At 44.5% G+C, this 26697-nt stretch carries 26 protein-coding genes; 8 read left to right on the plus strand and 18 right to left on the minus strand.

Annotated elements, in window-relative coordinates; genetic code table 11:
* Window positions 1–16: 16 nt before the first annotated feature.
* Window positions 17–496, minus strand: coding sequence for a tRNA (adenosine(37)-N6)-threonylcarbamoyltransferase complex ATPase subunit type 1 TsaE (tsaE, locus tag ACMXYR_RS12985; protein ID WP_415882234.1), 480 nt, complete (start codon window positions 494–496; stop codon window positions 17–19).
* Window positions 489–2009, minus strand: a complete 1521-nt coding sequence (locus tag ACMXYR_RS12990; protein WP_415901913.1) for an NAD(P)H-hydrate dehydratase — start codon at window positions 2007–2009, stop codon at window positions 489–491. Before ACMXYR_RS12990 ends, tsaE begins: the two co-directional genes overlap by 8 nt.
* A gap of 70 nt (window positions 2010–2079) precedes the next feature.
* Between ACMXYR_RS12990 and queG the strand changes: the two genes are divergently transcribed.
* Window positions 2080–3204: a tRNA epoxyqueuosine(34) reductase QueG gene (gene queG, locus ACMXYR_RS12995; RefSeq protein WP_415901914.1), complete on the plus strand. Its 1125-nt coding sequence runs from the start codon at window positions 2080–2082 to the stop codon at window positions 3202–3204.
* On the opposite strand, the gene orn is transcribed toward queG, so the two are convergent.
* On the minus strand, window positions 3201–3707 hold the full coding sequence (orn, locus tag ACMXYR_RS13000; RefSeq protein ID WP_415884678.1) for an oligoribonuclease: 507 nt from the start codon (window positions 3705–3707) through the stop codon (window positions 3201–3203). The two genes, queG and orn, sit on opposite strands and share 4 nt — an antisense overlap.
* A 204-nt stretch (window positions 3708–3911) precedes the next feature.
* Between orn and rsgA the strand changes: the two genes are divergently transcribed.
* The 6 genes from rsgA to ACMXYR_RS13030 all read left to right on the plus strand — a co-directional run bounded on the left by rsgA (window position 3912) and on the right by ACMXYR_RS13030 (window position 10935).
* Entirely contained in the window at window positions 3912–4940 is a 1029-nt protein-coding gene (gene rsgA / locus ACMXYR_RS13005; RefSeq protein ID WP_415901915.1) for a small ribosomal subunit biogenesis GTPase RsgA, read from the plus strand.
* 18 nt (window positions 4941–4958) lie between these two features.
* Window positions 4959–6620, plus strand: a complete 1662-nt coding sequence (locus ACMXYR_RS13010; protein ID WP_415901916.1) for an HDOD domain-containing protein — start codon at window positions 4959–4961, stop codon at window positions 6618–6620.
* A gap of 81 nt (window positions 6621–6701) precedes the next feature.
* On the plus strand, window positions 6702–7514 hold the full coding sequence (locus ACMXYR_RS13015) for a sulfurtransferase (protein ID WP_415901917.1): 813 nt from the start codon (window positions 6702–6704) through the stop codon (window positions 7512–7514).
* A complete protein-coding gene (asd, locus tag ACMXYR_RS13020; protein WP_415901918.1) occupies window positions 7514–8386 on the plus strand; it encodes an archaetidylserine decarboxylase in 873 nt (290 codons plus the stop codon). The genes ACMXYR_RS13015 and asd overlap by 1 nt, the downstream gene beginning before the upstream one ends.
* Before the next feature lie 179 nt (window positions 8387–8565).
* Complete coding sequence (locus tag ACMXYR_RS13025; RefSeq protein WP_415901919.1) at window positions 8566–9582, plus strand: YgfZ/GcvT domain-containing protein; 1017 nt, start codon at window positions 8566–8568, stop codon at window positions 9580–9582.
* A gap of 93 nt (window positions 9583–9675) precedes the next feature.
* A complete protein-coding gene (locus ACMXYR_RS13030; RefSeq protein WP_415901920.1) occupies window positions 9676–10935 on the plus strand; it encodes a GGDEF domain-containing protein in 1260 nt (419 codons plus the stop codon).
* Here the strand turns inward: ACMXYR_RS13030 and ung are convergent.
* The 6 genes from ung to ACMXYR_RS13060 form a co-directional block, all read right to left on the minus strand.
* Entirely contained in the window at window positions 10907–11593 is a 687-nt protein-coding gene (gene ung / locus ACMXYR_RS13035; RefSeq protein ID WP_415901921.1) for a uracil-DNA glycosylase, read from the minus strand. The two genes, ACMXYR_RS13030 and ung, sit on opposite strands and share 29 nt — an antisense overlap.
* 1 nt (window position 11594) lies before the next feature.
* Window positions 11595–12035 carry a hypothetical protein gene (locus ACMXYR_RS13040; RefSeq protein ID WP_415903654.1) on the minus strand — a complete coding sequence of 147 codons (441 nt, stop codon included), beginning with the start codon at window positions 12033–12035 and terminating at the stop codon, window positions 11595–11597.
* 109 nt (window positions 12036–12144) lie between these two features.
* Window positions 12145–13647, minus strand: coding sequence for a lysine--tRNA ligase (gene lysS / locus ACMXYR_RS13045; RefSeq protein ID WP_415901922.1), 1503 nt, complete (start codon window positions 13645–13647; stop codon window positions 12145–12147).
* Window positions 13648–13679: 32 nt separating this feature from the next.
* On the minus strand, window positions 13680–14774 hold the full coding sequence (prfB, locus tag ACMXYR_RS13050) for a peptide chain release factor 2 (protein ID WP_415889130.1): 1095 nt from the start codon (window positions 14772–14774) through the stop codon (window positions 13680–13682).
* A gap of 115 nt (window positions 14775–14889) precedes the next feature.
* Entirely contained in the window at window positions 14890–15408 is a 519-nt protein-coding gene (gene fldB / locus ACMXYR_RS13055) for a flavodoxin FldB (protein ID WP_415901923.1), read from the minus strand.
* 59 nt (window positions 15409–15467) lie between these two features.
* Window positions 15468–15791, minus strand: coding sequence for a phasin family protein (locus ACMXYR_RS13060; protein ID WP_415882248.1), 324 nt, complete (start codon window positions 15789–15791; stop codon window positions 15468–15470).
* Between the two features lie 166 nt (window positions 15792–15957).
* On the opposite strand from ACMXYR_RS13060, the gene gloA reads away from it, so the two are divergent.
* The gene (gene gloA / locus ACMXYR_RS13065; RefSeq protein ID WP_415882249.1) at window positions 15958–16350 is read left to right on the plus strand and encodes a lactoylglutathione lyase; all 393 of its coding nucleotides are present in this window, start codon (window positions 15958–15960) and stop codon (window positions 16348–16350) included.
* 52 nt (window positions 16351–16402) lie between these two features.
* Here the strand turns inward: gloA and ACMXYR_RS13070 are convergent, their stop codons facing one another.
* The 9 genes from ACMXYR_RS13070 to ACMXYR_RS13110 are packed head-to-tail and all read right to left on the minus strand — an operon-like array spanning window position 16403 to window position 26641.
* Entirely contained in the window at window positions 16403–18076 is a 1674-nt protein-coding gene (locus ACMXYR_RS13070) for a type II secretion system protein GspD (protein ID WP_415901924.1), read from the minus strand.
* Entirely contained in the window at window positions 18073–18534 is a 462-nt protein-coding gene (locus tag ACMXYR_RS13075) for a hypothetical protein (protein ID WP_415901925.1), read from the minus strand. Before ACMXYR_RS13075 ends, ACMXYR_RS13070 begins: the two co-directional genes overlap by 4 nt.
* A 3-nt stretch (window positions 18535–18537) precedes the next feature.
* On the minus strand, window positions 18538–19752 hold the full coding sequence (locus ACMXYR_RS13080; RefSeq protein WP_415901926.1) for a type II secretion system F family protein: 1215 nt from the start codon (window positions 19750–19752) through the stop codon (window positions 18538–18540).
* Window positions 19749–21377, minus strand: coding sequence for a GspE/PulE family protein (locus tag ACMXYR_RS13085; protein WP_415901927.1), 1629 nt, complete (start codon window positions 21375–21377; stop codon window positions 19749–19751). Before ACMXYR_RS13085 ends, ACMXYR_RS13080 begins: the two co-directional genes overlap by 4 nt.
* Before the next feature lie 6 nt (window positions 21378–21383).
* Window positions 21384–22472: a type IV pilus twitching motility protein PilT gene (locus ACMXYR_RS13090; protein WP_415901928.1), complete on the minus strand. Its 1089-nt coding sequence runs from the start codon at window positions 22470–22472 to the stop codon at window positions 21384–21386.
* A complete protein-coding gene (locus tag ACMXYR_RS13095) occupies window positions 22472–23107 on the minus strand; it encodes a hypothetical protein (RefSeq protein ID WP_415901929.1) in 636 nt (211 codons plus the stop codon). The genes ACMXYR_RS13090 and ACMXYR_RS13095 overlap by 1 nt, the downstream gene beginning before the upstream one ends.
* Window positions 23107–24840, minus strand: a complete 1734-nt coding sequence (locus ACMXYR_RS13100; RefSeq protein WP_415901930.1) for a hypothetical protein — start codon at window positions 24838–24840, stop codon at window positions 23107–23109. Before ACMXYR_RS13100 ends, ACMXYR_RS13095 begins: the two co-directional genes overlap by 1 nt.
* Window positions 24840–25805, minus strand: a complete 966-nt coding sequence (locus ACMXYR_RS13105) for a type II secretion system protein (RefSeq protein WP_415901931.1) — start codon at window positions 25803–25805, stop codon at window positions 24840–24842. Before ACMXYR_RS13105 ends, ACMXYR_RS13100 begins: the two co-directional genes overlap by 1 nt.
* On the minus strand, window positions 25793–26641 hold the full coding sequence (locus ACMXYR_RS13110) for a prepilin-type N-terminal cleavage/methylation domain-containing protein (protein ID WP_415901932.1): 849 nt from the start codon (window positions 26639–26641) through the stop codon (window positions 25793–25795). Before ACMXYR_RS13110 ends, ACMXYR_RS13105 begins: the two co-directional genes overlap by 13 nt.
* Window positions 26642–26697: the final 56 nt, after the last annotated feature.

Genomic DNA, 26697 nt, shown 5'->3' on the forward strand with positions numbered 1-26697 from the left:
TAAGCTTAACCCCTTCTTACTTCTCTTCAGTCGCTTGCAATAATTTATCGGCCATCTGCTGGCCTAAATCAGACTGTGGTGTCCAAGTTAATTGTCGTCCGCGACCATCAAGCTCAATCTGCAATAACAAATCAGCCTCAGGCAGAATACCTTGCCCTCTTTCTGGCCATTCAACTAAACATAATGCCTTATCTTCAAAATAATCACGAATACCAAGAAATTCCAATTCCTCAGGGTCCGACAACCGATACAAATCAAAGTGATAAATCTGCTGTTCGCCCACTTCATAAGGCTCCACCAGCGTATAGGTTGGACTCTTAACCGAACCTTGATGGCCACAACCACGAAGAATACCGCGACTTAGGGTTGTTTTACCCATACCTAAGTCACCTAACAGGAAAATAACACCCCTACCCGCTGCTGCATTCGCAATTTTATGGCCGAATGCGATCATCGCCTCTTCATCGGATAGTTTTACTTGATACTGATTACTCATACTTACTATTTATTACTCTTGGAATTGCATCAAACAGATCTGATGCGATTAAACCTATTTCGCCCTGTTGCTTCACAACGTAGTCAGCGGCTTTAGCATGAATAAACACCGCCAAACGAGCGGCATTCTCAGGTGATAAACCTTGAGTTAGGAGAGCGCCACAAATACCCGACAAGACATCTCCCATCCCAGCAACCGCCATTCCTGGATTACCGGCGTCACAAAGATAAACTACTTCACCAGCACTGACCAACGAACCAGCACCTTTTAAAACAACGCTACCACCACAAATTTGCTGCAAACGCTCAACCGATGCGAAACGATCAGCTTCTAACTCAGTTACAGACTTATCCATGATTCTGGAAGCTTCACCCGGATGAGGGGTGCAGATCCAATTTTTCCGATTCAGGGAGGCAAATAACGAATTTTCAACAATTAAATTCAGCGCATCAGCATCCAAAACCAAAGGTTTCTCGGTTGCTAGCGCAGCACGTAACATCTGATCGGACCACGCATTTTGCCCAAGACCCGGCCCTATGACAATCACATCCGCACGATCCAATAAAGGTAATAAGTGCCCCGTTGAATCAACAGGGTGCACCATAACTTCAGGACAGCGCGTTAATGAAGCCGTTACATGCTCTGAACGGGTCGCCAAAGAGACTAAACCAGATCCACTTCGCATCGCTGCCTGAGAAGCTAAAAGGGCCGCTCCCCCCATGCCGGAATTACCACCAATCACCAACAGATGACCAAACTTACCTTTATGGGCATTGCGCTCCCTCGCTGGTAGCAGCTCAGCTAAATCACTCTCCGTGGTTCGAAAAACATCTACCGTAACTAGGTCATAAACTTCATCGGGCACTTTTAAGTCATCAAACAGAATCTGACCACGATAGTTGACCCCTTCTGAGGTAAACAGACCACGTTTAAGGCCAATAAAGCTTAATGTGATATCTGCTCGAACAGCCACACCTAAAACAGCACCGGTATCAGCGCAAATACCTGAGGGAATATCAACTGCGAATATTGGTTTATGACTGCGATTGATCTGCCTGATCACCCCCGCAAAGGGCTCCCTGACTTCACCCGTCAGCCCCGTACCCAACAGCGCATCAACAACAAGATCGCCCCATAGTTCAGCACCTGCAGATGTCACCTCTATTCTTCCAATAACGGACTGCAGTTGCTCCCAAGCTTCTAGCGCCTCACCACCAAGCTGAGAGGAGAAATCGGCTTTTCCTACGCAGACCAACTGCACCCGCAAACCTTTATTGATGGCGAGAGCAGCTACCACAAAGCCATCACCACCATTATTACCTGCACCACAAACAATACTTAATGACGCTATATGCGGAAAACGATCGAGTATTTCAGCAAACACAGCATGGCCTGCTCGCTGCATTAAGCGAATACCCGGAATACCAAACTGAGTAATTGCGGTATTATCCAACACCCGAGTTTGTTCAGCAGTGTATAATGGTGCGGGTAAGACAGCTCTGTTGATGGACATCTGTTCTGCGAACTCCTGTGAATTTCTGCCATTATAGAGGAACCTGTGCCTATTAAGGCAAGCAGATACCATGACAGATATGCCAACTGAATCCCTGAAAGCGTTAACCCAAAAGATCAAAATATGGGCAAAGGAACTTGGCTTTCAGCAATGCGGAATTACCGACTGCGATTTAAGCCAGGAACAAGCACATTACGAGCAATGGCTGAATAACGGTTTCCATGGAGAGATGGCATATCTAGAGAACCATTTAGATAAACGTTTCTCTGCTAATAGTTTAGTACCCGAAGCGCAGCGTATCATCTGCGTTCGCATGGATTATCTACCTCCAGAAACCAAGATCACAAAGATCCTCGACGATAACAATAAAGCCTATGTATCGCGCTACACCTTAGGCCGGGATTATCACAAACTAATTAGGAAACGTTTGACTCAGCTCGGCAAAAGAATTGAGCAGGAAGTTGGCGAATCGGTCTACCGAGCTTTCGTGGATAGCGCTCCCATTTTGGAAAGACCTTTAGCAGAAAAAGCCGGTATTGGTTGGCGTGGCAAACATACCCTAATTCTAAACCGTGAAGCTGGCTCCCTATTCTTTCTTGGCGAGCTTTTGATTGACCTGCCATTGCCAATAGATGAACCCGTCACAGTAGATCATTGTGGTAAATGCACAGCTTGCTTGGACGTGTGTCCAACCAAGGCCTTTCCGCAACCTCATGTTTTGGACGCACGCCGATGCATCTCCTATCTCACCATTGAGCTAAGCGGCTCAATTCCTGAAGAATTGCGCCCTCTGATGGGCAACAGGATCTTTGGCTGTGATGATTGCCAGTTAATTTGCCCTTGGAATCGTTTTTCGGATTTCACCCAAGAAAGTGACTTCCACCCCCGACAAAGATTAGATGATATAGAGTTAGTGACTCTGTTCGCGTGGTCAGAAGATGAGTTTTTAAAAAAAACCGAAGGCTCGGCAATCAGAAGAACAGGACATATTGGCTGGCTGAGAAACATTGCAGTGGCGTTGGGAAACAGCAACGGCGGCACTACAGTGATTGAAGCTTTAGAAAGTAGACGTACTCACGAATCTGATATCGTTCGCGAGCACGTTGAGTGGGCCCTAAAGCAACTAGAAAGTAGAGCTGCTCCGCAGATTCTTCCTATTCAGACCCACCCTCGCCGCAAGAAAATTCAATTTTAATCCAGCTTAATAAAGTGCTCGCGGTAGTATTTAAGCTCTTCAATTGAGTCTTTGATATCGTCTAGCGCCAGATGAGACCCTTTTTTCACAACGCCTTTGGCGACTTCTGGCTTCCAACGTTTCGCCAGCTCTTTTAAAGAGCTCACATCAAGATTTCGGTAATGGAAGAATGCCTCTAGCTCAGGCATATACTTATTCAAAAAGCGGCGATCCTGACCAATGCTATTTCCACACATTGGTGATGCGCCTGCTTCCAGATACTGCTTTAAAAATTCAATTGTCTGAGCTTCCGCCTGCGCTTCAGTTACCTGGCTATCTTTAACCCGCTGAGTAAGGCCAGATTTACCATGCTGATTGGTACACCACTCATCCATACCATCCAAAAGCTCATCTGATTGATGAATTGCTAGCATTGGACCTTCAGCTAAGATGTTCAGATCAGAATCAGTGACAATGGTTGCAATCTCGATAATGACATCTGTTTTCGGCTCCAAACCGGTCATCTCTAGATCAATCCAGATCAGATTTTCCTTACTTACCACCTTATTACCTCCAAAAATGACGTTTTCACCTACCTCTGTCACTGAATAGCGGACTTAATTCGCAGGTTCTTTGACTTTCCCTTAGAATACCCTACCTTCTAACATCTTGCTTCGATATTAATGGAGACTATTAGCATTCGCGCTTTAAAACGCTGCTAACTCATTATGGCAAAACGTAAATTAACTCGCCGTCAAAGCTGGCGCATTCAAAAAATTCAAGACGAACGCGCCGCTCGCGCATCGAAAAAAGATGCTGCAATTGAACAGCAATTGGATAGCAGCGACCTCGGCCCCGAGCAACACGGTTTAATTATCTCTCATTTTGGGCGCACCGTAGATGTCGAGGCGACAGAAGGTGACAACCAAGGTGAGATAATTCGTTGTCATATGCGTACTAACTTAGGTCAATTGGTTACCGGCGATAGGGTTATCTGGCGCGAAGGCAAAGATACTGGAGTGGTTGTAGCGAAACTCGAGCGCAAAAGTGAATTACTCCGCCCTAACCCTTATGGCGATATGAAACCCGTTGCCGCTAATATCGATTTTATAGTTATCACCGTCGCAGTAGAACCAACACCCTATGCCAATTTGATTGATCGCTACTTAGTGGCAGCAGAATTAAGCGGGATAGAACCGGTTATTTTGTTAAATAAAACCGACCTGTTAAATGACGACAATCGCGTCGAGATTGACGCAATGCTGCAACGTTATAAGGATATCGGTTATACCGTCCTTCTTGCCTCAAGTTCCAGCGAAGAAGGCTTAGCAGATCTGAAGAGCTATCTCGACAACCGCATCAGCGTGTTTGTTGGGCAATCAGGTGTAGGTAAATCCTCTTTAATCAATGTGCTATTGCCGGGTGTTGATTTAAAAGTAGGCTCACTCTCAACCCAAACAAAGAAAGGCCGACACACTACTACAACAGCACGATTATTCCACTTCCCTGATGGCGGTGACTTAATCGATTCTCCAGGGATTAGGGAGTTTGGCTTGTGGCATATTGAACCTGATGATGTTATCAATGGTTTCAAAGAGTTACAGCCTCTAGCTGGCTTATGCCGTTTTCGTGATTGCAAACATGAAAAAGAACCCGGCTGTGCACTAAAGTCGGCTGTAGAAGATGGTACTATCAGCGAATATCGTTGGAAGAGTTACAAACATATTCTTTGTTCTATTGAAGAGCAAAATAGTTAATTTGGGTCCATAGTATCAATGTCGGAATCAGACGGAGTACAGATAGAGCAGATGTCAGAGTCCCCATACGGAGTGGATAATTGGGTTGAGTACCTGAAAGAGCGCTCTTTACCCGTCAGAAACAGTGTTCTTCGTCGTCTGCAAAAACAGTTACGAGACCCCAACGTTACTCTTCAAACCCTTAACCGAATCATCAAATCAGATCCGGTTTTGTGTCTACATATGGTCCGCAAAGCATCGGAATTACATAATAAAGTTGATTCCAAAGTAACCAGCATTGATCACGCCATCAATTCGCTTGGGTTAGACAACATTGAGGCTGTACTTAAAGAGACTAAATCATTCAAGCTAAACCCATCTAGCGTTGCTCAGAAGATGTACTTCCGCTACATCGCCGTAAGTCACCATGCAGCAACCCAAGCTTCAAATTGGCTAGAAGTACGTCGCGCCCCCTTTGTTGAAGAGACCCACCTAGCTGCACTATTTTACGGTGTAGGCCATTGGATGCTTTGGCAGCATGCGGCCCTACATATGAGCGAGATCCAAGTTAAACTAAGAGAAGAACGTACTGATGTTGTTCTAGCGGAGACCGATGTACTTGGTTGCACTATACAAGAGATATCACATGGTTTGATCGAGCACTGGTGCATTTCCGAGTTGGCTTGTATAAGCCTTGAACATGAAACATCGCCCAACAAAAAGACCTTAGCTCAACTGCACCAAAGAGCTCTAGGCGACCCTCGTTTAAGTGATGGAGATCTTCGCGAAATCAATCACTTGGTCCAAGAGAAGTTTTTCCCTGTGAAACTAGCAAACTGGATTGCTCTAACGGCAAACCTTGGCTGGCAACAGACAAAGGCAATGAAGATAATCGATATTATTAACGATTATCTGAAAGGCGAAATCGCAGATACCATTAACATGCTGCACAAGAACTGCGCTCGTGCCTCCTCTATGTACCATGTAGCAGGCACACTAGCTCCTGCAGCCGAGATGATCATGCTGCCTTCTGATAAACAGGTAAATTACCGCTTATCCGATAAAGAGAGTCAAATTCTCGCAGCAAGCCAACCCAAAGTAACAAAGCCAATAATTGAAGTCCCAGAACCAACGCCAGAACCGGAAGAGCTAGCTGAGACTGATATAAACCTCCCAGCGAAATCAGATTTTCTGGATAAACACATCTACGATCAAATCGCAGAAAGGCTCTTAAAAGGCTACGACCTATATACCCAACCGAAGCACATTCTGCAGGGATTAATCCAAGGCACCAACCGTGGATTAGGTTTTGATCGTGTATGCATGTTCCTAGTTAATCCAAAGAAAAACAGCATGAAAACGGCTTTTGCCGTCGGGTTCGAAGATACCCATCCGATGTCGACGTTTCAATATAATCTGGAAATACCGAGCCTATTTAAAAAGCTGAGAGAAAAACCAGGATGTATTTGGGTGAAGCCTGAAAACATCGACAAAATGAATCCGATGTTGCCAGAAGTCTATCGAAGCTGGGGTAATCCAAATGGATTCTTGCTAATGTCTTTATTCTTTGGCAAAAAGCCCATTGCGATCATCCATGCAGATTACGGTAGCCACGGCCCAGAAATTAGCGATTTCCACCACGAGCGATTTCGCTACCTCTGTTCAGCAGCTACTTTAAGCCTAAAAAAGATGCTTAAGTAAGAGCGGTATATCAGCACGCTTGAATAAGTGGCAACAATCCCAATATTATCTTTGACCAGCCCTTTCTTTTGGAGTGACTGAATGAATTTACCTTTAAGCGTTGAGGCTCAAACTTTACACCAGCATCTCGACGATCCACAGGTACTGATAATTGACCTTTCCAGCGAAGAGAACTACCTAGCTGGCCATATTCCAGGCGCCATTCACTTAGCTTCAAGTCGTCTGTTAAATGGTGAAAAACCAGTTCCAAATACGGTTCCAACCAAAGAAAAATTGGCAGCACTTTACAATGAGTTGGGTATCACACCTGATGCATGGGTTGTTGCGTACGACGATCAAAAAGGCCCTTGGGCTGGCCGTTTTATGTGGACGCTAAACATATTAGGCCACCATAACTGTTCTGTATTAAACGGCCAACTCGACGCTTGGAAACAAGCAGGATTGGCAATTGAACAACAACAGAACCAACCTTCACCAAGTAATTACGAGATCAATTACGATGACTCTTTGCTTGCTGATGCGGATTATATTCTTTCACACTTAGATGATGCTAACTGCACCATCTGGGATGCACGCAGTGCAGCAGAATACAACGGTGAAAAGGTCATCAATGCTCAAAAAGGCGGCCATATTCCCGGTGCTAAACATTTAGAATGGACGGACTGTTTGATCAGCGATTCTGATCTCCGCCTAAAACCTAAAGATGAATTGTTATCCTTACTGGCAGAAGCAGGGATTAATCCTGAAAGCACTATTATTACCCACTGCCAAACCCACCGCCGCTCAGGTCTAACCTACTGGGTTGCTAAACACCTCGGATTTGAAAACATTCGCTGCTACGACGGCTCGTGGTTCGAATGGGGTAATCTTCCAAACACTCCTGTGGAGAAATAATGAAAAGCTTTACTGACCGTCTGTTTATTTTATTTCAACATGTCGTGCCTCAGCATTTATTATCACGCTTGGTAGGCAAGATTGCAGACTGCCAAACTCCTTGGGTGAAAAACACATTTATTAAATGGTTCGCCAAGAAGTATCAGATCAACATGACGGAAGCTCGCGAAGAGTCTCCAACCAATTACCCTAGTTTCAATGCTTTCTTTACCCGTGAATTAAAAGACGGCGCACGCACTATCGATAGGGATTCAGCAAATATCACTAGCCCAGCAGATGGCGCAATTAGCCAGTTAGGTAAGATTGAACATGGTCGTATCTTTCAAGCAAAAGGCCGTGGCTATGGTTTAGCAACGCTATTAGGTGGCGATCAAGAAAGAGCAAAAGATTTTATTGATGGCGAGTTTGCAACCATTTACCTCTCCCCAAGAGATTACCACCGCGTTCACATGCCAGTAAAAGGTACGCTAACGCATACCACTTATGTTCCTGGCGATCTGTTTTCAGTAAATCAGACAACAGCGGAAGGCGTTGATCAATTGTTTGCCCGTAATGAACGCCTAGTTGCCTACTTCGACACAGAATACGGCCCTATGGCGATGGTGTTAGTCGGCGCAATGATTGTGGCTAGCATTGAAACTGTTTGGTCAGGACAAGAAGCACCTGCGCTAAAACGTCCCGTTCACACAAGTTTCAGCCCGACCTCTCCTGAGCCAATTACTTTAGAGAAAGGCGAAGAGATGGGGCGCTTTAAACTCGGCTCAACAGTTGTTCTGCTATTTGGCAAAGAGCAGATCTCTTGGGCAGAAGAACTAACAGCAGAGAGCCCAGTTGAGCTTGGCAAAATGATAGCGAAAAAAGTCGACGCTTAAACATATTTTGTTGTATTTGTGCACCTTGCTTCCTCAATTCAACTTTCACAAGGTGCACTGCAAAGGTTAGCCAGAAAGATCTATCTCATTCTGAATAACCATAAACTTTGTCTGCTGTCCTCAGTTTGTATTTAGCATACACTAGGAGTGTAGAGTCACAGTCTAGGTATTAATGTACGATGAGCAATCTGATTGAATTATTAAAAGATAAAAATATTCAACTCAATACTGACAACACAGCTGTACTCAGTACAACATCCAAAACAACCCAAATTATCCCTCTGCTACATCAACGCGTTCTATCTATAGCAGGTCCGGATACTGAAAAATTCCTTCAAGGCCAACTCACCTGTGATGTTTCAGACGTTTTCGCACGCGGCAGTGCTCTAGGCGCACACTGCAATATTAAAGGCCATATGCTTAGCCTTTTCCGTATGCTTAAACGTGGCGAAGATCACGTTTGGTTGCGCATGAGCCATGATATTTTTGAAAGCGCTACTAATAACCTGAAAAAATACATGATCTTTTCCAAAGCGGAAGCGGAAGATATCAGCGCACAAGTAAGTGGTATTGGTCTGACAGGCCCTGGTGCACAGGCACTTATAGAGCAGCTATTCGAACAATCGCCAACTGAAGACGACGGCATTATTAGCCTAAGTAACGGCGTTGTTGTTCGCGTACCTGGCAACCGCTATGAAATTTGGATGAAAAATAGCGCTCTAGTAGAGCTAATCCAAAACCTTCCAGACGAAGTAGGCATTGGTTCAACCGATGACTGGATACTGAGCGAAATCGACGCAGCAATCCCTGACCTTCGCGCAGAAACTCAGGAAGCCTTCATTCCTCAAATGACTAACTTCCAAGCATTGGGCGGCGTTAGCTTCCGCAAGGGCTGCTATACAGGACAAGAGATCATTACCCGTCTACAACATCGCGGACAACTCAAAAAGCCGATGTACATTGCTGAAGTTACAGCCAAGCAGCAACCACTGCCAGGCCAACAAGTAAGCAGCCCAGACAAGCCAAATGCAGGCCAAGTAGTACTTGGTGCACCTTGTGGCGAAAACCGTTACCGCGTATTGGCTGTATTGGTAAAAACGCTAGCAGAGAAAGGCGATCTTAAAATTGGAGATGCATCTCTGAAGTTATCCTCACTGCCTTACGAGCTGGACCCCAAACTATTTGAGCCAAAATAAGGTGAACAAATAGAACACAACTGTTGACCCAGAAAGCAATAAACGAGACACTCCCATACAACTTTCGTAAAAGGCCTAGGGAGAGGCTCAGGGATGACAACTTCGGCACCAACCAGTCCGAGAGTACCGTTATTGCTTACTGGTGCAACAGCCACTCTGTGCTTACTGCTTCTCCTCTATATTCACCTTAGTGCGCAAAGCACCCTTCAAAAGTTCATTCCATGGCTAGATGCCTCTATGGAGATCAAACTTGAGGTAGCGCAAGCCCATCTTTGGTTTGAAGAGATCTCCGCAGGAGACCCTTCTATATCCATAGACACCGTCTATACACACTTAGATCAGGCAACTTGGTACGCCAATGCCATTTTGGATGGCGGCACCCTTAAACAGAATATCTACCAACCTCTAGAGTACAAAGAGCTTAGGCTGCAAGCCAATCGGCTTGTTTACCGATTACAGCAACTCCGTAAGTCGATCGATCAAAGATATATAGACCTAGAGGAATCGCTTGCTGGAACAGAGAAAGAACAGCGCCAAGATAAGATTTTCATTGAGATAATTCAGAAGGCAAATGCGCTAGAAAGCTCACTCAAAATGCGTATCAGCTATGAGGACACAGCTCAGAATTCCCTTCTCGCTTTACTATTCTTAGCAATCGTCACCATGACACTAATATCGGGGTATTCGGTACGTCGCTTTACCGATAACCGAACCCGTTACATGCAAAAACTAGCTTTAGCTAACACCCAGATATCCGAGCAAAATAGACGCCTACAAGAGCTAGCCCATACCGATCAGCTAACCGGCCTACCCAATCGCAAAATGCTTGAAGCCATTACCAAACAAGCGATCAGTCGAGCCCAAAGAAAACAGAGCGTTCTATCCCTTACTTTTATCGATCTAGATTTCTTCAAACCTATTAATGACGAGTACGGTCATAACGTTGGCGACAAAGTTCTCACAAACTTCACTACGGCCATTAATCAAATCCTTCGTGAAGATGATATTTTGGCCCGTCTTGCCGGCGACGAGTTTATTTTACTGATTCAAGCCGACAACATTTTTGATGCACAGGAAGCTTTGGACCATATAATGGCACGTATCCATAAACGTCTGGATCATCCGATTATTGATACCCCAGCTGCGTTACATGTACGCTGTAGCGCAGGGACTGCGTTTGCACCGAAAGATGCAACCGATTTTGAAGGTCTATTACACTGGGCTGATATCGCCATGTATGAAAGCAAAAAGCGCGGGCGAGGTCAGCATTGCTACTTTACCCCAAGCCCGGTGACACAATCAGAATTACCACTATCTATGGAATCTAGAGAGATGGAAGCTGCCAATCGATAGGCGTTTTGCCCTGCTGCTGCAGATACTGATTGGTTTGACTGAAATGCTGACAGCCCAAGAATCCACGGTGAGCAGACAAAGGTGATGGATGGGGTGCTTTTAAGACAAGGTGCTTTGCCTCATCAATACAAGCTCCTTTTTTCTGCGCGTAACTTCCCCAAAGAAGAAACACAACATTATTACAATGTTGATTTACCGCTTGGATGACTTGATCTGTAAACACCTCCCAGCCTTTACCTTGATGAGCACCTGCACTGCTCTCTTCTACTGTAAGTATGCTATTAAGCAGTAAAACCCCCTGCTGCGCCCATGATTCCAAATAACCATGATCAGGTCGAGGAAGCCCTAAATCACTCTCTAGCTCTTTATAGATATTCACAAGAGAGGGCGGTACTTTGACCCCAGGCATCACCGAGAAGCACAGCCCATGAGCTTGACCAGGTTGATGGTAAGGATCCTGCCCCAAAATCACGACTTTAACATCATCCAACGGCGTCGTTTCTAAAGCATGAAACCAATTGTCTGAATGAGGATAGATAATTTTATGCTGAGACATTTGCTCTTCAAGAAACTCATTCAGAGCTAGCATATAAGGCTGCTTAAACTGCTCAGCAAGAACAGCCTGCCAACTTGGAGCATTCTCTAATGCCTTACGCATTTCAACCACCACAATTTTTAACTTCGTTAGAACTTAACTCAACAGGCTCTGTTATGACTCTACGATGCCAGATGGAATAGTACCGTAACTTTCCAGGGGCGTGAGAAACGATGCCAGAGATAATAATGGCTAGAAAATAGATATAAGCATTTGGCTGCTCAAACCACCAAAAAACTGTGGATAGCAGCAGCAACTTAATGCCGATAGCAGTGCCTCTGAGTTGTATCAACCAAATACCATCCCCATACACTTCCATAGCGGCCATCAGAAAACCACTAACAAGGGTCATAAGCAAATAAGGATACCAACTACTCTCTGGCTGCTGGAAAAGATAGGCTCCAGCCAAACCAGCAATACCAACGAGATGAATCGTTCGCAAACTTATACCCAACCAGCGCTTAGCTGGTATAGAGCGCTTTTCTGTTGGGAATAACCAGTTCATCGCCACAGTATCTCTTCCTTTTTTACCTAACGATATAGAACAAACATAGGTTTAGCTATATACAAAAAAGCCCTCAAACGAGGGCTTTAGTATGAAAACGGTTCTAACCTTAGCCGCGCGGACGCATCGCAGGGAATAGGATCACGTCACGAATAGATGGAGAGTCAGTAAACAACATCACCAAACGATCGATGCCAATACCTTCACCAGCCGTTGGTGGTAGGCCGTACTCCAACGCATTGATGTAGTCACCATCGTAGTGCATCGCTTCATCATCACCCGCATCTTTTTCAGCTACTTGGGCACGGAAACGTTCAGCTTGATCTTCAGAATCATTCAACTCCGAGAAGCCGTTAGCAAGCTCACGACCGCCTACGAAAAACTCGAAACGATCAGTAATGAAAGGATTTGCATCGTTACGACGTGCAAGCGGAGACACTTCTGCTGGGTATTCAGTGATGAATGTAGGCTGATCCAAACGGTGCTCTACAGTCTTTTCGAAGATTTCAATCTGAACCTTACCTAGGCCCCAACTATCTTTAACATCGATGTCCATACGCTGTGCAATCTGACGAGCAGCAGTTTCATCTGCTAGCGCTTCAGCAGTAATGTCATCGTTGTAGTGCAGGATAGAGTCGAACACGCTGATACGACGGAATGGCTTTTCCAGATCGTATTCAAATGTTTCCAGCACTTCACCTTCATCGTTACGTACTGTATTGATGATTGTTGTTGTACCCAAAACATCCTGCGCAACAGTACGCAGCATATCTTCTGTTAGGTCCATCAGATCATTGTAATCCGCATACGCCTGATAGAACTCGATCATTGTAAATTCTGGGTTGTGGCGCGTAGAAAGGCCTTCGTTACGGAAGTTACGGTTGATCTCGAATACACGCTCAAAGCCACCGACAACCAAACGCTTCAGATATAGCTCAGGTGCAATACGTAGATACATATCACGATCTAGCGCGTTGTGATGCGTGATAAATGGACGTGCTGTCGCACCACCTGGAATCACCTGCAACATAGGCGTTTCTGCTTCGATAAAGCGACGCTCAGTCAGGTAGTTACGGATACCAGAAACAATCTTAGAACGTGTTTCAAATACCTTACGAGAATCTTCGTTAGTGATCAGGTCTACATAACGCTGACGGTAACGGATCTCAGTGTCCTGAAGACCTTTGTGCTTATCAGGCAACGGACGCAAGTTTTTCGTTAGCAACTGGTATTCGCCCATATCTACATATAGATCGCCTTTACCAGACTTATGCAGCTCACCTGTGATACCTACGATATCACCAAGGTCCAAGCTTTTAGCAAACTTACGTGCTTCTTTGTTTACGTAAAACTGGATACGACCTGTCATATCCTGAATAACACCAAAAGCACCACGGTTTAGCATTACACGACCCGCAATGCTCACCTTGATGCCTGCTTCAGCCAACTCTTCCTTCGATTTATCGCCGTACTGAGCCTGAAGGTCTTCAGCATAGCTATCGCGACGGAAGTTATTTGGGAATGCATTACCTGCATCACGTAGCGCGTTTAGCTTTTCACGGCGCTCCGCAATCAGGCGGTTTTCATCTTGCTTCTGAGTGTTATCAGACATCGGTGTGGTAAACCTTTAAGTTAATAAATTCTTTACAGGCCAGCTTTAAGGCTAGCTTCGATAAATAGATCCAGATCGCCGTCCAGTACTTTGTCACAGTTTGAACTTTGAACGTTTGTACGCAGATCTTTAATGCGCTGATCATCCAACACATAAGAACGAATCTGGCTGCCCCAGCCAATATCCGCTTTATTATCTTCTTGCTCCTGAGCCGCTTCTGAACGCTTAAGCATCTCAACTTCATATAGCTTAGCGCGAAGCTGTTTCATACAGGTGTCTTTGTTCTGGTGCTGAGAACGCTGCGCCTGACTCTGCACCACAATGCCGGAAGGTTCGTGCGTAATACGCACTGCAGATTCCGTACGGTTGACGTGCTGACCGCCAGCACCCGATGCACGGTATACATCGACACGTAGATCTGCTGGATTAATCTCAATTTCAACGTTGTCATCAATCTCTGGTGATACAAATACGGAAGAGAAAGATGTGTGACGACGACCACCGGAATCGAATGGTGATTTACGTACTAGACGGTGAACACCGGTTTCGGTGCGTAACCAACCAAAAGCGTATTCGCCTTGGAAACTAATCGTCGCAGACTTAATACCCGCAACATCGCCCGCAGAACATTCCAAAAGCTCAGTTTTGAAGCCTTTATCCTCGCCCCAACGCAGGTACATACGCAGCATCATTTCAGCCCAATCTTGAGCCTCAGTACCGCCAGAACCCGCTTGGATATCTAGGAAGGCGTTGTTTGGATCGGCTTCACCAGAGAACATACGACGGAATTCAAGCGTCTGCAGTTTATCCAGCATGCTATTCACATCACTTTCGACTTCTGCGACTGTATCTTCGTCATCTTCTTCAACAGCCATATCTAACAGATCACGTGTATCATCAACACCCGCTGTCAGTTCGTCGATTGTGTTTACCACAGCCTCAAGCGTAGAACGCTCTTTACCCAATTGCTGCGCATTTTCTGGATTATCCCAAACTGCTGGGTCTTCCAGTTCACGAGTGACCTCTTCCAGGCGCTCTTTTTTACCTTCGTAATCAAGAAAGCCACGAAGCGCTTCAGTACGCACTGTAATATCTTTGAGGTTGTTAAGAATCGGGTTAATTTCCATGGTATAGAATCTATAGCCGGCAGTTTAAAAAAGGGCGATATTTTACCGAAAATCAGCACATAACACTACTTGTTTAGGCTGAATAGTTAGCACAGATTTGATAACAGCGGTAAGACTAGAACTCGAACTCTTTGCTAATTTGCTGGCACCAAGTGGCAACACGCTCTTCAGTTTCTGAACGCTGGCAATCTTCATCAATCGCAAGGCCGACAAACTTCTGATGATCAGGCGTTAGTGCTTTAGAGGCTTCAAAGTTATAGCCTTCTACGGGCCAATACCCAACCATCTGGGCACCTTTACTCTGCAACCTTTCGTGTAAAAGCCCCATCGCATCTAAAAACCACTCGCTGTAACCAATCTGGTCACCCAAGCCAAACAGGGCACAGCTTTTACCTGCAACCGCTACGGCATCCAACTGTTCCCATAGGTCTGCCCAATCCTCCTGCAGCTCACCAAAGTCCCAAGTAGAGATTCCAAGGATAAGATGTTCATATTCAGACACGCTCTCAATACCGTCAGCAGCAATATCGATACGATGGACTTTATCTTGACCAAGGTGTTCTGTAATTAGCTCTGCTACGCTTTCAGTATTCCCCGTAGTGGAGCCATAAAACAAACCGATTGAAGCACTCATTTTTCTTTCCAGATAAAACAAAAAAAGCAGCCCTAGGCTGCTTTTTAGGTGGTTTAAAATTACTTATTAAAAGCGTCGAATGTATGCTGAGCTACATCTTCAATTTCTGTGCGAGCATCTTGTAACGCTTTCATATTCTGTTCGCTTGCCGCTTTGAGTGTGTCTTCCAATTCTTTCGCATAGCTACGTTGTAGCTCCATCAAATCACTTGGTGACTGACACTTTTGCATCTCTTTTGTCTGCTGAATAGTCGCTTCAATACAAGACTTTGTGCATTCCATCTGCTGGCGAGTAAGCTCTTCAAGCATCTTGGTTTGAATATTGACCAACTCTTTGAACGGACCCATCGAATCCGAGATCTTTTTATTCATATCTTGAAACATAAACACCTTCCCTATCTCGCCAGAGAAACAACCGTACGCACACAATACCCAGAACAGAACGTAGGACTTCTGTTATATCTATCCTTATAATAAAGCACTGTAAAGATATAATGGCAAAACTTATATCTCCCATCATACCAAAGATAAATAAAAAGGATGCTGAATTATGCGCCTTTTACACACCATGTTGCGTGTTACTGATTTACAGCAATCTATTGAGTTTTATACACAGCTAATGGGTATGAAACTGTTACGCAGTAAAGACTATCCTGACGGCCGCTTTACCTTAGCTTTTTTAGGCTATGGCGATGAATCTGAGCACACCGCACTTGAGCTCACCCATAACTGGGATACTGATCAATACGAACTCGGTAATGCGTTTGGTCACTTAGCCATTGAAGTTGAAGATGTATACACCGCGTGCGATGCAATAACAGCCAAAGGCGGTGAAGTGGTTCGCCCTGCCGGACCGATGAAACACGGTTCAACAATCTTAGCCTTTGTAAAAGATCCTGACGGTTATATGATCGAACTTTTAGGGACGAAGAGAACAGACTAAAGCAAACCTAGGTATCTAGGCCTGCTTTAAAGAAAGGAATGATGGATGTGCTTTAACCTGCATCCATCATAAATTGATCAATATCAGACAGCTCCGATCCAGCTTTTTTAGATTCAGGTTTCGACTGCTGAACAGGTGCTTGTATAAAACGGTTCTCTGCAGGGGCTGGATCAGGGAATCCGTCATTATACTGTTGATAAAAACGGTTATTACCACGTTGCAACTCTTGGCTCTCTGAAGGTGAATTTAGAATTCTAGGAGTAATCAATAAGACCATCTCTGTCTCTTCATCGCTTTCGATCGTCGACTTAAAGATATTACCCACAACAGGCACTTCACCCAGTAACGGGACCTTGCGTTCATTTCTAGTTCTAGTAGTACGAATTAAGCCGCCTACAGCCACTGTGAGACCATTCTTAGCTGCAACGATACCTTTTAGGCGAGAGGTATTAACTGTATCAATCGCCAAATTCACAACATTACCATTACCATCAGGTACAGGAATTGTGCCACCTCCGGGATTCAGTGTGGAGCTTTCTTGTTGCAGTTCCAGTAGTACCGTACCATCTGAATTAATACGCGGGGTAATTTTTAAAGAGATGCCTATCTCTTCTAACTCAGTATCTGTTTCTATATAAGAAGGAGATACAACTACCCCATTATCAATCTGTGCAGGATTGAAGGTAAAACCACGTGTTAGCACGCTCTCTTCACCAATAAAAAGATCGGCTTCGCGATGGTTAGAAGCAAGCACCATTGGATTTGATAACACTTTCAAGCGCTTATTTTCATCAAGAAATTCAATATTTGCTTTAAGCTTATCGTTAAGGAATTCATAGATAAAACTGCCGCTATTAAGCAAAGCATTATTACCCAATTTGAGAGGAACTGTAGATTGGTTCCCACCTTGAGGCGCTAACTCAAAATTAAAAATAGAATTAAAATCATCACCCAAAGTAATACTCAGGATTTTCATCTCTAGCATCACTTGAGGAACAGGAATATCCATCTTATCCACAAGCTGCTTGATGGAATTAATGATCTTGCTGTCATCGGTGCGCACAATAATCATATTGTGCTCATTGTTTACTGTGACATAGATTGGTTGAGCTTTTAGAGTAACCGCTTGCATAGCAGTAGGATCAATAGCCATAGCGTTGGTATTACCTTGTAACAATTGCTCAAGCTGCCCTAGAGATAATTTTTTAGCCTCCTCAGTCGCAGCTGAGTTTTGGACATTGCTACCTTTCGATGACGATCTAGATCCACCTGAAAACTTAGTTTTACCAGGTTCCTCTCCTAAAGAAAGCTCTACTCGGTCACCATAAAGATCTTCAATTGCTTGAGCGACGATACGTACGTTGGCATTGAGTAAACGGAACACTTCAATACGCTGACTTTCGCGAACTACTAGATCTTTTGCGTATTCTTCGCGTGTCATAATACGGTAGGTATTGGTGTCCTGATCATAGCGATACCAAAGGTCACTGATTCGACTAATCGATTTAATCGCATCAATATCAGATACATTTTTTAGATGTATGGTCACTCGCTTATTGATCGCACCTGGAGTCGCAATAATATTACTTTGCGAAAGCTCTGATAGGGTACGAATTACATCTCTTAACTGAGTGTCCGCAAACTCCAATTCCGAGATAACAGCAGCAGACGCTACTAACGGATTTAATAAAGCCAGTATCAGGGCAATTTTTCCAAAACCTTTCATCGTAATACCTTCATCTGCCCTAAAGTGCCTGTCTCGACAGTAATACTTAAACGGGAAATTTTTGTAATTCTTATCGCTTGGCGAGGGTTAGCCGGATTAACATTAATTTCGTCCCCCTCTTTAACTAAATGAACACGGTTGCCTGCAATCTGTAATAAGGCCATAGGCGAATTATCACCTCGGTCGATATAACCTTTGAACAGTAATTTAGGCACGTTTACTTCACCTGGTGTTCGCCTAAACCCTTGTCCAAAACGATCTACGATCCCACCTATAACCCCTTGTCCGTTACCCTTTTGAACCATCTGAGGTTCGCTGAAAGGGTCGCGCATAACAATAACACCAGAACCTGCACCTACATTTGCAGCCACATAACCCGAACTTGAAGAGGTCGTTTCTGCAACGACATTCACTGGTAAAAATGCGATAGATAAAACGATTAATATTATTTTTTTCATCTTTTAACCCGAAACCGCAAACATAGATTTGAAAAATCCGTAGTACACATAGCCCACAATACCGCCAATCAACAGAATGGCTACCGGCTCCATCGCTGTTGCAATTGCCTTGGTAATCATACGCACACGTTCTTCATAAAATGTACCAGCATCTTTCATTACCGATACCATACTACCTGTTCTTTCACCAACCAGAGTCATCTCTTGAATAAGCCCTTCTATATGGGGTTTTCGAAAACTTTTACCCATATCAGCCCCCTGAAGAATCTCTTCAGATGCATCAGCGATATCTTTTGCAATGACCTTGTTATTAATTAACTTACTTATAATTTCCAAGGACTGAACTACAGAGATACCACTCTGTAGCATACTGGATAGCCCCCAGGTAATTTGCGACATAGAACTCGCAGAGATCATCGTACCCACAAGAGGAACTTTTAGGAGCAAGTAATCGATATAAAAGCGCCCTTTCTTACGTGAATACGTCAAAATAATTCCGATCAAAACGAGTAAGATCCCTACCAATACATGCGCCCAATACTGATGGATAAAGTTAGAGATACCCATCATCTGAATCATCTCTGGCGGAGGCGTTCTACCCGTTTTTTCAAAGAAAGCGGCAAACTTAGGAATAACCGTCGACATCAAAAAGATAAACACGCCAACGGTCATAAACAGCACCACCACTGGGTATGTCATGGTAGAGATAAGTTGAGTTTTGATATCAGCTTGGCGCTCCATGAAATCAGCAATACGTACTAAAGCAGGTTCCAACTCACCACTGGCTTCGGCACTTCGAAGCATATGCAGTGCTAGCGGAGAAAAAACAGATTCATATTTCTCCATAGACTGAGAGAAAGACATACCTCCGCTAATCTGATCATTCAAATCTAGAATGATCTCTCTCATCCTGCCTCGTTGAATACCACCTAAGATATTCAACGCTTCTGTCACCGAAAGTCCTGAACGAAACATCAAAGCTAACTGACGGAAAAAGAAAATTTTCTGGTTAGTCTTAACCGGCAACAGGCAAAGCAGCTGCTCAAAGGCATCTTGTTTCGGCTTATCAGCAGAACTACTTCCAGCATTCTCTTTAATACTGCTAATATAGATCCCTTTCTTTTGCAGCTTAGCAATCGCCGCATCATGGTCAACGGCAGAGATAGTGCCTTCGCAGGTTTCACCCGAGGTATTCATCCCCTGATAAACGAACTTCATTCGTTAACCTCATCAAACTGATTTAGAAGACCTAAACGACGCAGTTCTTCCATCGAGGTTAAGCCCTGAAGTACCTTTTCTCGGCCATCATGAGCAAGACTGATATAATGCTGAGCGTGTTTTCGTAATTGTTGCTCGTCTGATTCTTGAGTGATTAACTCCCGCAATACCTCGTCCATCCACAAGGTTTCGAATAGAGCAATACGCCCTTTAAAGCCAGTGCCATTACACAGCGAGCACCCTTGAGGATGAGAGAGCATAACTAGATCATCAGATGGTAAACCCAACTGTTTCAATTCTGAAAAATCTGCCGGCATATCTAACTTACAGCTTTGACAAAGCTTTCTGGCCAATCGTTGCGCGACAATCCCTTGGAGGCTTGAAGCGATCATAAACGGCTCTAAACCAATATTCTTAAGTCTCGTGACACTGGCAATCGCAGAATTGGTATGCAAGGTAGATAGAACCATATGACCAGTCGTAGCCGCTTTAAGAGCAATCTCACCGGTTTCAGAATCTCGGATCTCACCGACCATAATGATATCTGGATCGTGTCGTAGGAAGCTTCGAAGGGCAGATGCAAAGTTGACCTTGGCATTCATCTGAACTTGTGAGACCCCTTCTACCACCATCTCAACAGGATCTTCAGCAGTAAGAATATTGGTGCTTTCCGATTTTAACTCTTCCAGAGCCGCATAAAGCGTAGTGGATTTACCACTACCAGTAGGCCCCGTGATCAAAACGATGCCATGAGGCTGAGCAATTACTCGGCTAAACTGCCGTAACGTTGCATCAGACATCCCTAGCTGCTTCAGGGTAAACAACTGATTATCCGTGCCAAGCAAACGTAGGGTGACTCGCTCACCATGCTTAGTTGGCGCTGTCGCCACACGCATTTCAAACTCGACGTTATAAGGCGTTGTATAATCAGCACCGCCATCCTGAGGCATTCGAGTTTCAGCTATATCCAGGTTAGACATAACCTTAATACGACTAACTAAAGAAATCCCTTCCGAAAGGGTAAAACGCTTCCCATATTGCTGTAACTGCCCATCTACCCGCAATCGTACAATATAGTAGTCAGCCAAGGGCTCTATATGAATATCCGATGCACGATGCATATAGGCTTGATTCAACAGTTCAGAAAACTCTGCAACCGCATCAAAACCTAATTCAGCACTGCTTAACTCCACATCTAAACGCAAACTGCATTCAAACGCTTCTGGGTCAGCCAAGCAGAGCTTCACATCTGTTTTGAATAATCGCTGTAACTGTTTTTCAAGTGTCGGATTCTCTGGAGAATCCGTAACTACATAGATCTTATCGCTATCAACATCACCCACTTCGACAGGGAGTATACGGAACTGACGAATAAAGCTTTGCGGTATATTACTCAGGCGACTTTTATCTACTTTGATCTGCGATGGTCGAAGATACTGCATACCACGCTCACTAGCATAAGCATGATAGAAGCTACTTGGCGCTATACGCTGCTCATAACAAAGCACCGTCTTCTCATCCATTTTTAAACGACGCGCATGTAAGCTGGCCTCTGTATGCTGGCTCTCTGAAATTAAACCTTGCTTAATAGCAGCTTCAATTAGCCATTTATCCCTAATCGCCATAACCGGTTACCTGCCCAACACTCGAAGAGAGTTCTCAAACTGCTCTTTACGACTGGTTAGCTGCAACGCTTGCTCTTTGGTTAAGAACTTTTCATATACTCGTTTAGCTAATGCAAATTCAAAAGTCTGATTGCCTTGTGCCCGCCCCGTTTCCATCACTGAACGAATTTGAGTGGAGTTATTCTCCCGAATAAGGTTAGATACAGCGCCATTGACCATCAAAATCTCATTCACCGGAATACGCCCTTGACCATCAGGAGAGCGTACTAATGTCTGCGTTACCACTGCACGCAAACACATAGATAACTGCTGGCGCACTGTATTTTGCAGATCGCCTGGGAACATCCCGATTAATCGATCTATCACACCAACCGCATCATTTGTATGTAGAGTGGCAAATACCAAATGGCCTGTTTCAGCCGCAGTAATGGCTGCATGCATGGTTTCAAGATCGCGCATCTCACCCAGCAGCATTACATCCGGGTCTTCACGCATAGCGCTACGAATGGCATCCGCAAAAGAAAGGACATCATCACCCACTTCGCGTTGATGCACTACTGAGCGAATATTACTGTGTACAAATTCGATAGGGTCTTCGATGGTTAAAATATGACAAGCACGCGTCTCGTTTATCTTATTGATAATACTTGCCAATGTCGTGGACTTACCGCTACCTGTAGCCCCCGTCACTAGAACCAAACCGTCCTTAAAACCTACAACTTCTTCTAGTTGCGCAGGCAAACGCAGTTCTTCGAAGGTACAAAAGGACCCATCTAATGCGCGAATAGCAAAGGCTAATGAGCCACGCTCAAAGTAGATATTTAAACGAAAACGTACGCCAAGCTGATTGGAATAACCCAAGTCACAACTGCGCTTTTTAATCAGGTGTTCAAACTGTTCGGCAGACAAAATTGCTTCAGCCATACCCATCAGTTGATCTTTAGCAAACGGCTCCAGTTCTTCACGTTCTTGCAGTTCACCATGAATACGCATTACCGGCGCAACATTGGCAGAACAATGCATATCTGAAGCGCCTAGTTCCAACATCGTTGCCAGCAACTGCTCAAACTGGTCTTTATAGTTGTTATTTTCCATCACAATGCCAATGTCATCTCAATATCTAGCACGCGTCCACCACCCAAGGCAGTTCGATCAGTACGGCTAATCTGGAATTTGATTGGAATAACCGAGTATTCCAACTGAGACAATTGCTTAATAAACCCATATAGTGCGCTATATCCGCCCTGTAAGCGCAGCTCATATAATGGGCGATTCAGATCTCCTTTCCCTTGATTCACACCCTTTGCTGCAACCATCCGCGCTAAATTCCCGCTACTTTGTTTTTTAGATAACAGATGCAAACGATTTGACTCTGCACTATGGGTAATCTGGCTGAGGAACTTAGAAAACTTAGATTTATCTCTTACATCGATAAAGGAGTAGCCAATACCTGACAATTTCGCTTTTTCTGCATCTATAGCTTTGGTTAATTTTCTTACGTCATTCGAACTGATCTTTTTCCCGTTCAACTCGGGGATCATTTTCTTACCCTGCTTCCTTTTCGCCTTCTTAATTTTCTTCTCAGCAGATTCAATTCTATCTTCTAGAACCAACACCTGCTTGTTAAGGTCAGCTCCACGGATAAACAGATAGCCACCTGCGATCAAAGCGGCTCCTAAAACAGCTACCAAGATTCGTTCACGCAAGTTCATTTCTGAGAACGCATTCATTATTGAGCCCCCTTGTACTTTAAAACGAACTCAAATACATAGATGCCATTCTGCATTAACGCAGAATCCCCTCGAAAATTACTTGGACTCTTCGCAATGTACATATTAAGGGGCTCAAGGCTTATAGACAGAACCTGATTAAAGTCATCAATACTCGCCTGATCGACAGCTTTCCCGGTGATAGAGAATTCATACCAAGAACTCTCTTTCATCGACTCTAAAACAACGCCATCATTTATACTTTCCGATAGCACAGGTAGAAGACGTTCGACAAATGACTGACGCTTCACAATCACTTGCTCAACTAACTGCTTTTCAGCCTGCAAACTTCCCAGCTCTTTAGTTTTCTTTTGAAAGACCGCAATATTCTGCTTGGCTTCTGTGTACTTTTTTCGCGCCTTACTACTCTGATCCTTGAAAGCCTCTAATTGCTGCTCCGCAGCCAACAGCTCCGCCTCTAACGACTTCAGTTTCAGATGATAAGCACCTTCATAAGCAGCTATTAACAGTGGCAAAACACAAGCTGCCATCGCAATTTTAAAGCCATTGCTACGATAAATAGGGTCCGGTGGAGGCATACCAATTAAAGGCGCGACAGAAAGCGGGGCACTGCCAAGAAAATGTCTCGCAGCCCCCAGTTCAGCTAACAACTCATTTCTACCAGAAGGTATTTTATCCGCCGCTGCCTGAGCTAAAGATTCTGCATCGAGCTGTAGCAATGATTCCAGCTGAGAGATTTGGTCGTTAAATGTGCTATCACCATCAGCAACAAGCCAACGATTTGCTTGCGCAAACGAACCTGTCGTTAAGACCTCTGCAACCGCCCCTGCATCTAACACATGGCTGGAGCATTTAACCATCGCCACCTCGCGAATCTGGTTATCCTGCAATACAGCACAGAAAACATAAGCCTTATGAAATTCGGTTATTAATAAGGTGTCAGAGCTATCTAACAATGGCACACTAGAGCCCGCAAAAGGGTACACCTGACGCAAGTTCAGCTTAGGGAAACCAGAACTACCACCAACCTTTTTAACAGCATCTAACCATTGTTGATGCTGAGCAGCAGGCATAGCACTACACAGGAATTTTTGCGCATCACCTAAGTCATCATCACTATAAGGTGATTCCTCTTTAGGCTGCGGTCGCCATTGGGTTAACAGACGCTGGTCTGCCAGCTGCAGTTTCTGTTGGATATGCAAGCATTCAGCTATCTGCTCTTTCGAAACCATCTGCTCACGGATCGCGACTTCACCCAAGCGCATCGGGCTTCGGCCACCATGTTGCGCGGATAGCTGTTTCTCTTCTGTTACCAGATGCACCAGCTCTTCGCGCTGCTCAGGGGTAATATAGCCCCGCCCCATCAACAACCATCCCAAATCCCAGTTGGGGGATTGCATGGCAACCACACCTTCCATCTCCCAACGCAGCATCTCAAGTAAATTTTCAGCTTCAGGAGAATCAAAGCTTTCAGTGATCTGAACTAGATCAGGAATGGCACTAATATGCAGCAGTAAGGCATTACTAGGTACATTTTTTCCCAGCACATTTTTTAACTGCTCAAGCACATCAGTCAGTGCAGCAATAGGATCAATCTGCTGTGACGACACAGACACTGTTACTTTTAGTGCATCACGATTGCCATTAATAACAGTTGCTCGCAGACCAAACCCATCTGTTTTTAGGACCAGCAGACCTTTACCCGCTGCTTTTTTATTCAGAAACGACAGCATTAATTAACCTCAAATTGCAGTACTGGCTGCGTAGCATTTGGTATTACCAGTAAGCGATCATATTTTTCTACAACCGTTCCAGCGCTATCCATAACAAAAACAGCATGCTGACCTACGGGAATCTGTTTAGTACTGGCATCAGAAATAGACGCACCATTCTCATGCCATTCATTGGTAACAAATGAAAGGGAATTCGTTGCGGTCGATGCAGCAGCATCGAAGTGATAGGTAACCCAACGATCTTCTTCATCAGAAACAGCAGCATTTTTAAACACAACTAATGCCAATTTATGACTATCAGTATCACTGTTGTTTTGAACTTGAATATCAATTTGGCTTAACGGCACCTGCCAGTCAGTGCTCTCAATAGCACCTGATACAACCACGTTGTAACTCGTAGGATGATCACCATCATCGCCCTTATAATTAAATTGATACTGATCAGATGCATTACTGACTTCGAAACCTATACCCCAACCATCTCTAAATTCACGATTACTATCCAAACCAGCACTCAAATAATTAGCGCGATAACCTTTTAGCTGTGGATAGGCAGATATTTGTGTGGGCGCTCCGCCAAAATTAACGTAAGGGTCCAGCATAGCGAGATCTTCCCACTGATCAGAACCACTTACCTCCCAACTTCCATCTTTACTGATTAAAGGCTGCAGTTCTGTGGGGTCCTGAGACAAAGAGGCACTCGCTGGGGGTAAAACACCGTTATCGATAATAAAGCCAGACAGCACAGGTTGGTTACGATGACTGCTTTGCATCAGGATGCTTTTTCTAAGCAGCTCCATCTTATCTAAGGTTTCATCATAACGAAGCTGATTATCCTGATTATCGATAAACACCAATGGAGTACTGGCTACCAAGCCGATAATTAGCATCACTAGCACCAACTCTAATAAGGTAAAGCCAGATTGACGTTTAGAATATTGTTGATTGAGAATTAGCGAAGGCATAAGACGATATCATCCCCACTACTGCTACAAAGAAGATCAGCATCACAGAAATCGGCATCAACTGGATCTGTCTCGGTATAATCACAACTGTTTGGCTCGTAGATACCATTCGAACCAAAGCTAACCAATCGTGGCACCCCTGGCACGATAGTGCTATCCGCCATAACCTCAAGGTCTATAGCCAGATAAGGGCGTCCAAAGCGATTGATCAAGGTTGAATCATCACCTGACACTTTACGCCATTCCAATAGACAGTCAGTCGTATTGCAACCACTGACACTTAGGCTCTGACCATCATCTACAGGGTAATGATCATAAGGGTCTGCGATACCAATTACAGATTCAATCTCTACCCCATCAATCACAAAAGGCTCGCCCGGATCTGCTGGGGCACTAATACTCGAGCCATCCGCTGTAAGATCATCACCAATATCTAAATAAAGGTATTTATGACCATTCAGATAGGGTCCCCTCCAACCTCGGCGATAATCCGTACTCCAATTGCTCTCGGTAGTTTTAACAAAAAGAAATGATAGATCTGCAGGGGTCGTTCGCGCTGGGATTGTTCCATTATCTTGATAGTACGCTTCTATCGCCTCACCCAGCTGTTGCATCTGGTAGCGCGCTGCCTGATCTGCAGCATCAGACCCAACATCACGGAAAGAGGTAACCACACCACCAGCCACAACCAAAAGAATGGCTGCAACCACCAGCATTTCCAAAAGGGTAAAACCCTTCTGAGACGACAAAACCGCTTTGCTAAAAGCGTCGCTACGGACACGTTTAGGAAAGCGGTCTTTGTTTGTCTTAAGGTCTTGCTTATTTCGCCACTGCATATAAAGCCATTGTATTTATTATTGTTATTAGCCGATCCTTAGCTATCTATCTTCAT

Origin of the sequence: Neptuniibacter sp. QD29_5, from assembly GCF_047778125.1 — a bacterium.
Classification (GTDB): Bacteria; Pseudomonadota; Gammaproteobacteria; order Pseudomonadales; family Balneatricaceae; genus Neptuniibacter.

What these genes read in the sequence shown, in the direction of transcription:
- tsaE (WP_415882234.1), bottom strand. Translation starts at nt 496, where the DNA reads ATGAGTAATCAGTATCAAGTAAAACTATCCGATGAAGAGGCGATGATC.
- ACMXYR_RS12990 (WP_415901913.1), bottom strand. Translation starts at nt 2,009, where the DNA reads ATGTCCATCAACAGAGCTGTCTTACCCGCACCATTATACACTGCTGAA.
- queG (WP_415901914.1), top strand. Translation starts at nt 2,080, where the DNA reads ATGACAGATATGCCAACTGAATCCCTGAAAGCGTTAACCCAAAAGATC.
- orn (WP_415884678.1), bottom strand. Translation starts at nt 3,707, where the DNA reads ATGACCGGTTTGGAGCCGAAAACAGATGTCATTATCGAGATTGCAACC.
- rsgA (WP_415901915.1), top strand. Translation starts at nt 3,912, where the DNA reads ATGGCAAAACGTAAATTAACTCGCCGTCAAAGCTGGCGCATTCAAAAA.
- ACMXYR_RS13010 (WP_415901916.1), top strand. Translation starts at nt 4,959, where the DNA reads ATGTCGGAATCAGACGGAGTACAGATAGAGCAGATGTCAGAGTCCCCA.
- ACMXYR_RS13015 (WP_415901917.1), top strand. Translation starts at nt 6,702, where the DNA reads ATGAATTTACCTTTAAGCGTTGAGGCTCAAACTTTACACCAGCATCTC.
- asd (WP_415901918.1), top strand. Translation starts at nt 7,514, where the DNA reads ATGAAAAGCTTTACTGACCGTCTGTTTATTTTATTTCAACATGTCGTG.
- ACMXYR_RS13025 (WP_415901919.1), top strand. Translation starts at nt 8,566, where the DNA reads ATGAGCAATCTGATTGAATTATTAAAAGATAAAAATATTCAACTCAAT.
- ACMXYR_RS13030 (WP_415901920.1), top strand. Translation starts at nt 9,676, where the DNA reads ATGACAACTTCGGCACCAACCAGTCCGAGAGTACCGTTATTGCTTACT.
- ung (WP_415901921.1), bottom strand. Translation starts at nt 11,593, where the DNA reads ATGCGTAAGGCATTAGAGAATGCTCCAAGTTGGCAGGCTGTTCTTGCT.
- ACMXYR_RS13040 (WP_415903654.1), bottom strand. Translation starts at nt 12,035, where the DNA reads ATGAACTGGTTATTCCCAACAGAAAAGCGCTCTATACCAGCTAAGCGC.
- lysS (WP_415901922.1), bottom strand. Translation starts at nt 13,647, where the DNA reads ATGTCTGATAACACTCAGAAGCAAGATGAAAACCGCCTGATTGCGGAG.
- prfB (WP_415889130.1), bottom strand. Translation starts at nt 14,774, where the DNA reads ATGGAAATTAACCCGATTCTTAACAACCTCAAAGATATTACAGTGCGT.
- fldB (WP_415901923.1), bottom strand. Translation starts at nt 15,408, where the DNA reads ATGAGTGCTTCAATCGGTTTGTTTTATGGCTCCACTACGGGGAATACT.
- ACMXYR_RS13060 (WP_415882248.1), bottom strand. Translation starts at nt 15,791, where the DNA reads ATGTTTCAAGATATGAATAAAAAGATCTCGGATTCGATGGGTCCGTTC.
- gloA (WP_415882249.1), top strand. Translation starts at nt 15,958, where the DNA reads ATGCGCCTTTTACACACCATGTTGCGTGTTACTGATTTACAGCAATCT.
- ACMXYR_RS13070 (WP_415901924.1), bottom strand. Translation starts at nt 18,076, where the DNA reads ATGAAAGGTTTTGGAAAAATTGCCCTGATACTGGCTTTATTAAATCCG.
- ACMXYR_RS13075 (WP_415901925.1), bottom strand. Translation starts at nt 18,534, where the DNA reads ATGAAAAAAATAATATTAATCGTTTTATCTATCGCATTTTTACCAGTG.
- ACMXYR_RS13080 (WP_415901926.1), bottom strand. Translation starts at nt 19,752, where the DNA reads ATGAAGTTCGTTTATCAGGGGATGAATACCTCGGGTGAAACCTGCGAA.
- ACMXYR_RS13085 (WP_415901927.1), bottom strand. Translation starts at nt 21,377, where the DNA reads ATGGCGATTAGGGATAAATGGCTAATTGAAGCTGCTATTAAGCAAGGT.
- ACMXYR_RS13090 (WP_415901928.1), bottom strand. Translation starts at nt 22,472, where the DNA reads ATGGAAAATAACAACTATAAAGACCAGTTTGAGCAGTTGCTGGCAACG.
- ACMXYR_RS13095 (WP_415901929.1), bottom strand. Translation starts at nt 23,107, where the DNA reads ATGAATGCGTTCTCAGAAATGAACTTGCGTGAACGAATCTTGGTAGCT.
- ACMXYR_RS13100 (WP_415901930.1), bottom strand. Translation starts at nt 24,840, where the DNA reads ATGCTGTCGTTTCTGAATAAAAAAGCAGCGGGTAAAGGTCTGCTGGTC.
- ACMXYR_RS13105 (WP_415901931.1), bottom strand. Translation starts at nt 25,805, where the DNA reads ATGCCTTCGCTAATTCTCAATCAACAATATTCTAAACGTCAATCTGGC.
- ACMXYR_RS13110 (WP_415901932.1), bottom strand. Translation starts at nt 26,641, where the DNA reads ATGCAGTGGCGAAATAAGCAAGACCTTAAGACAAACAAAGACCGCTTT.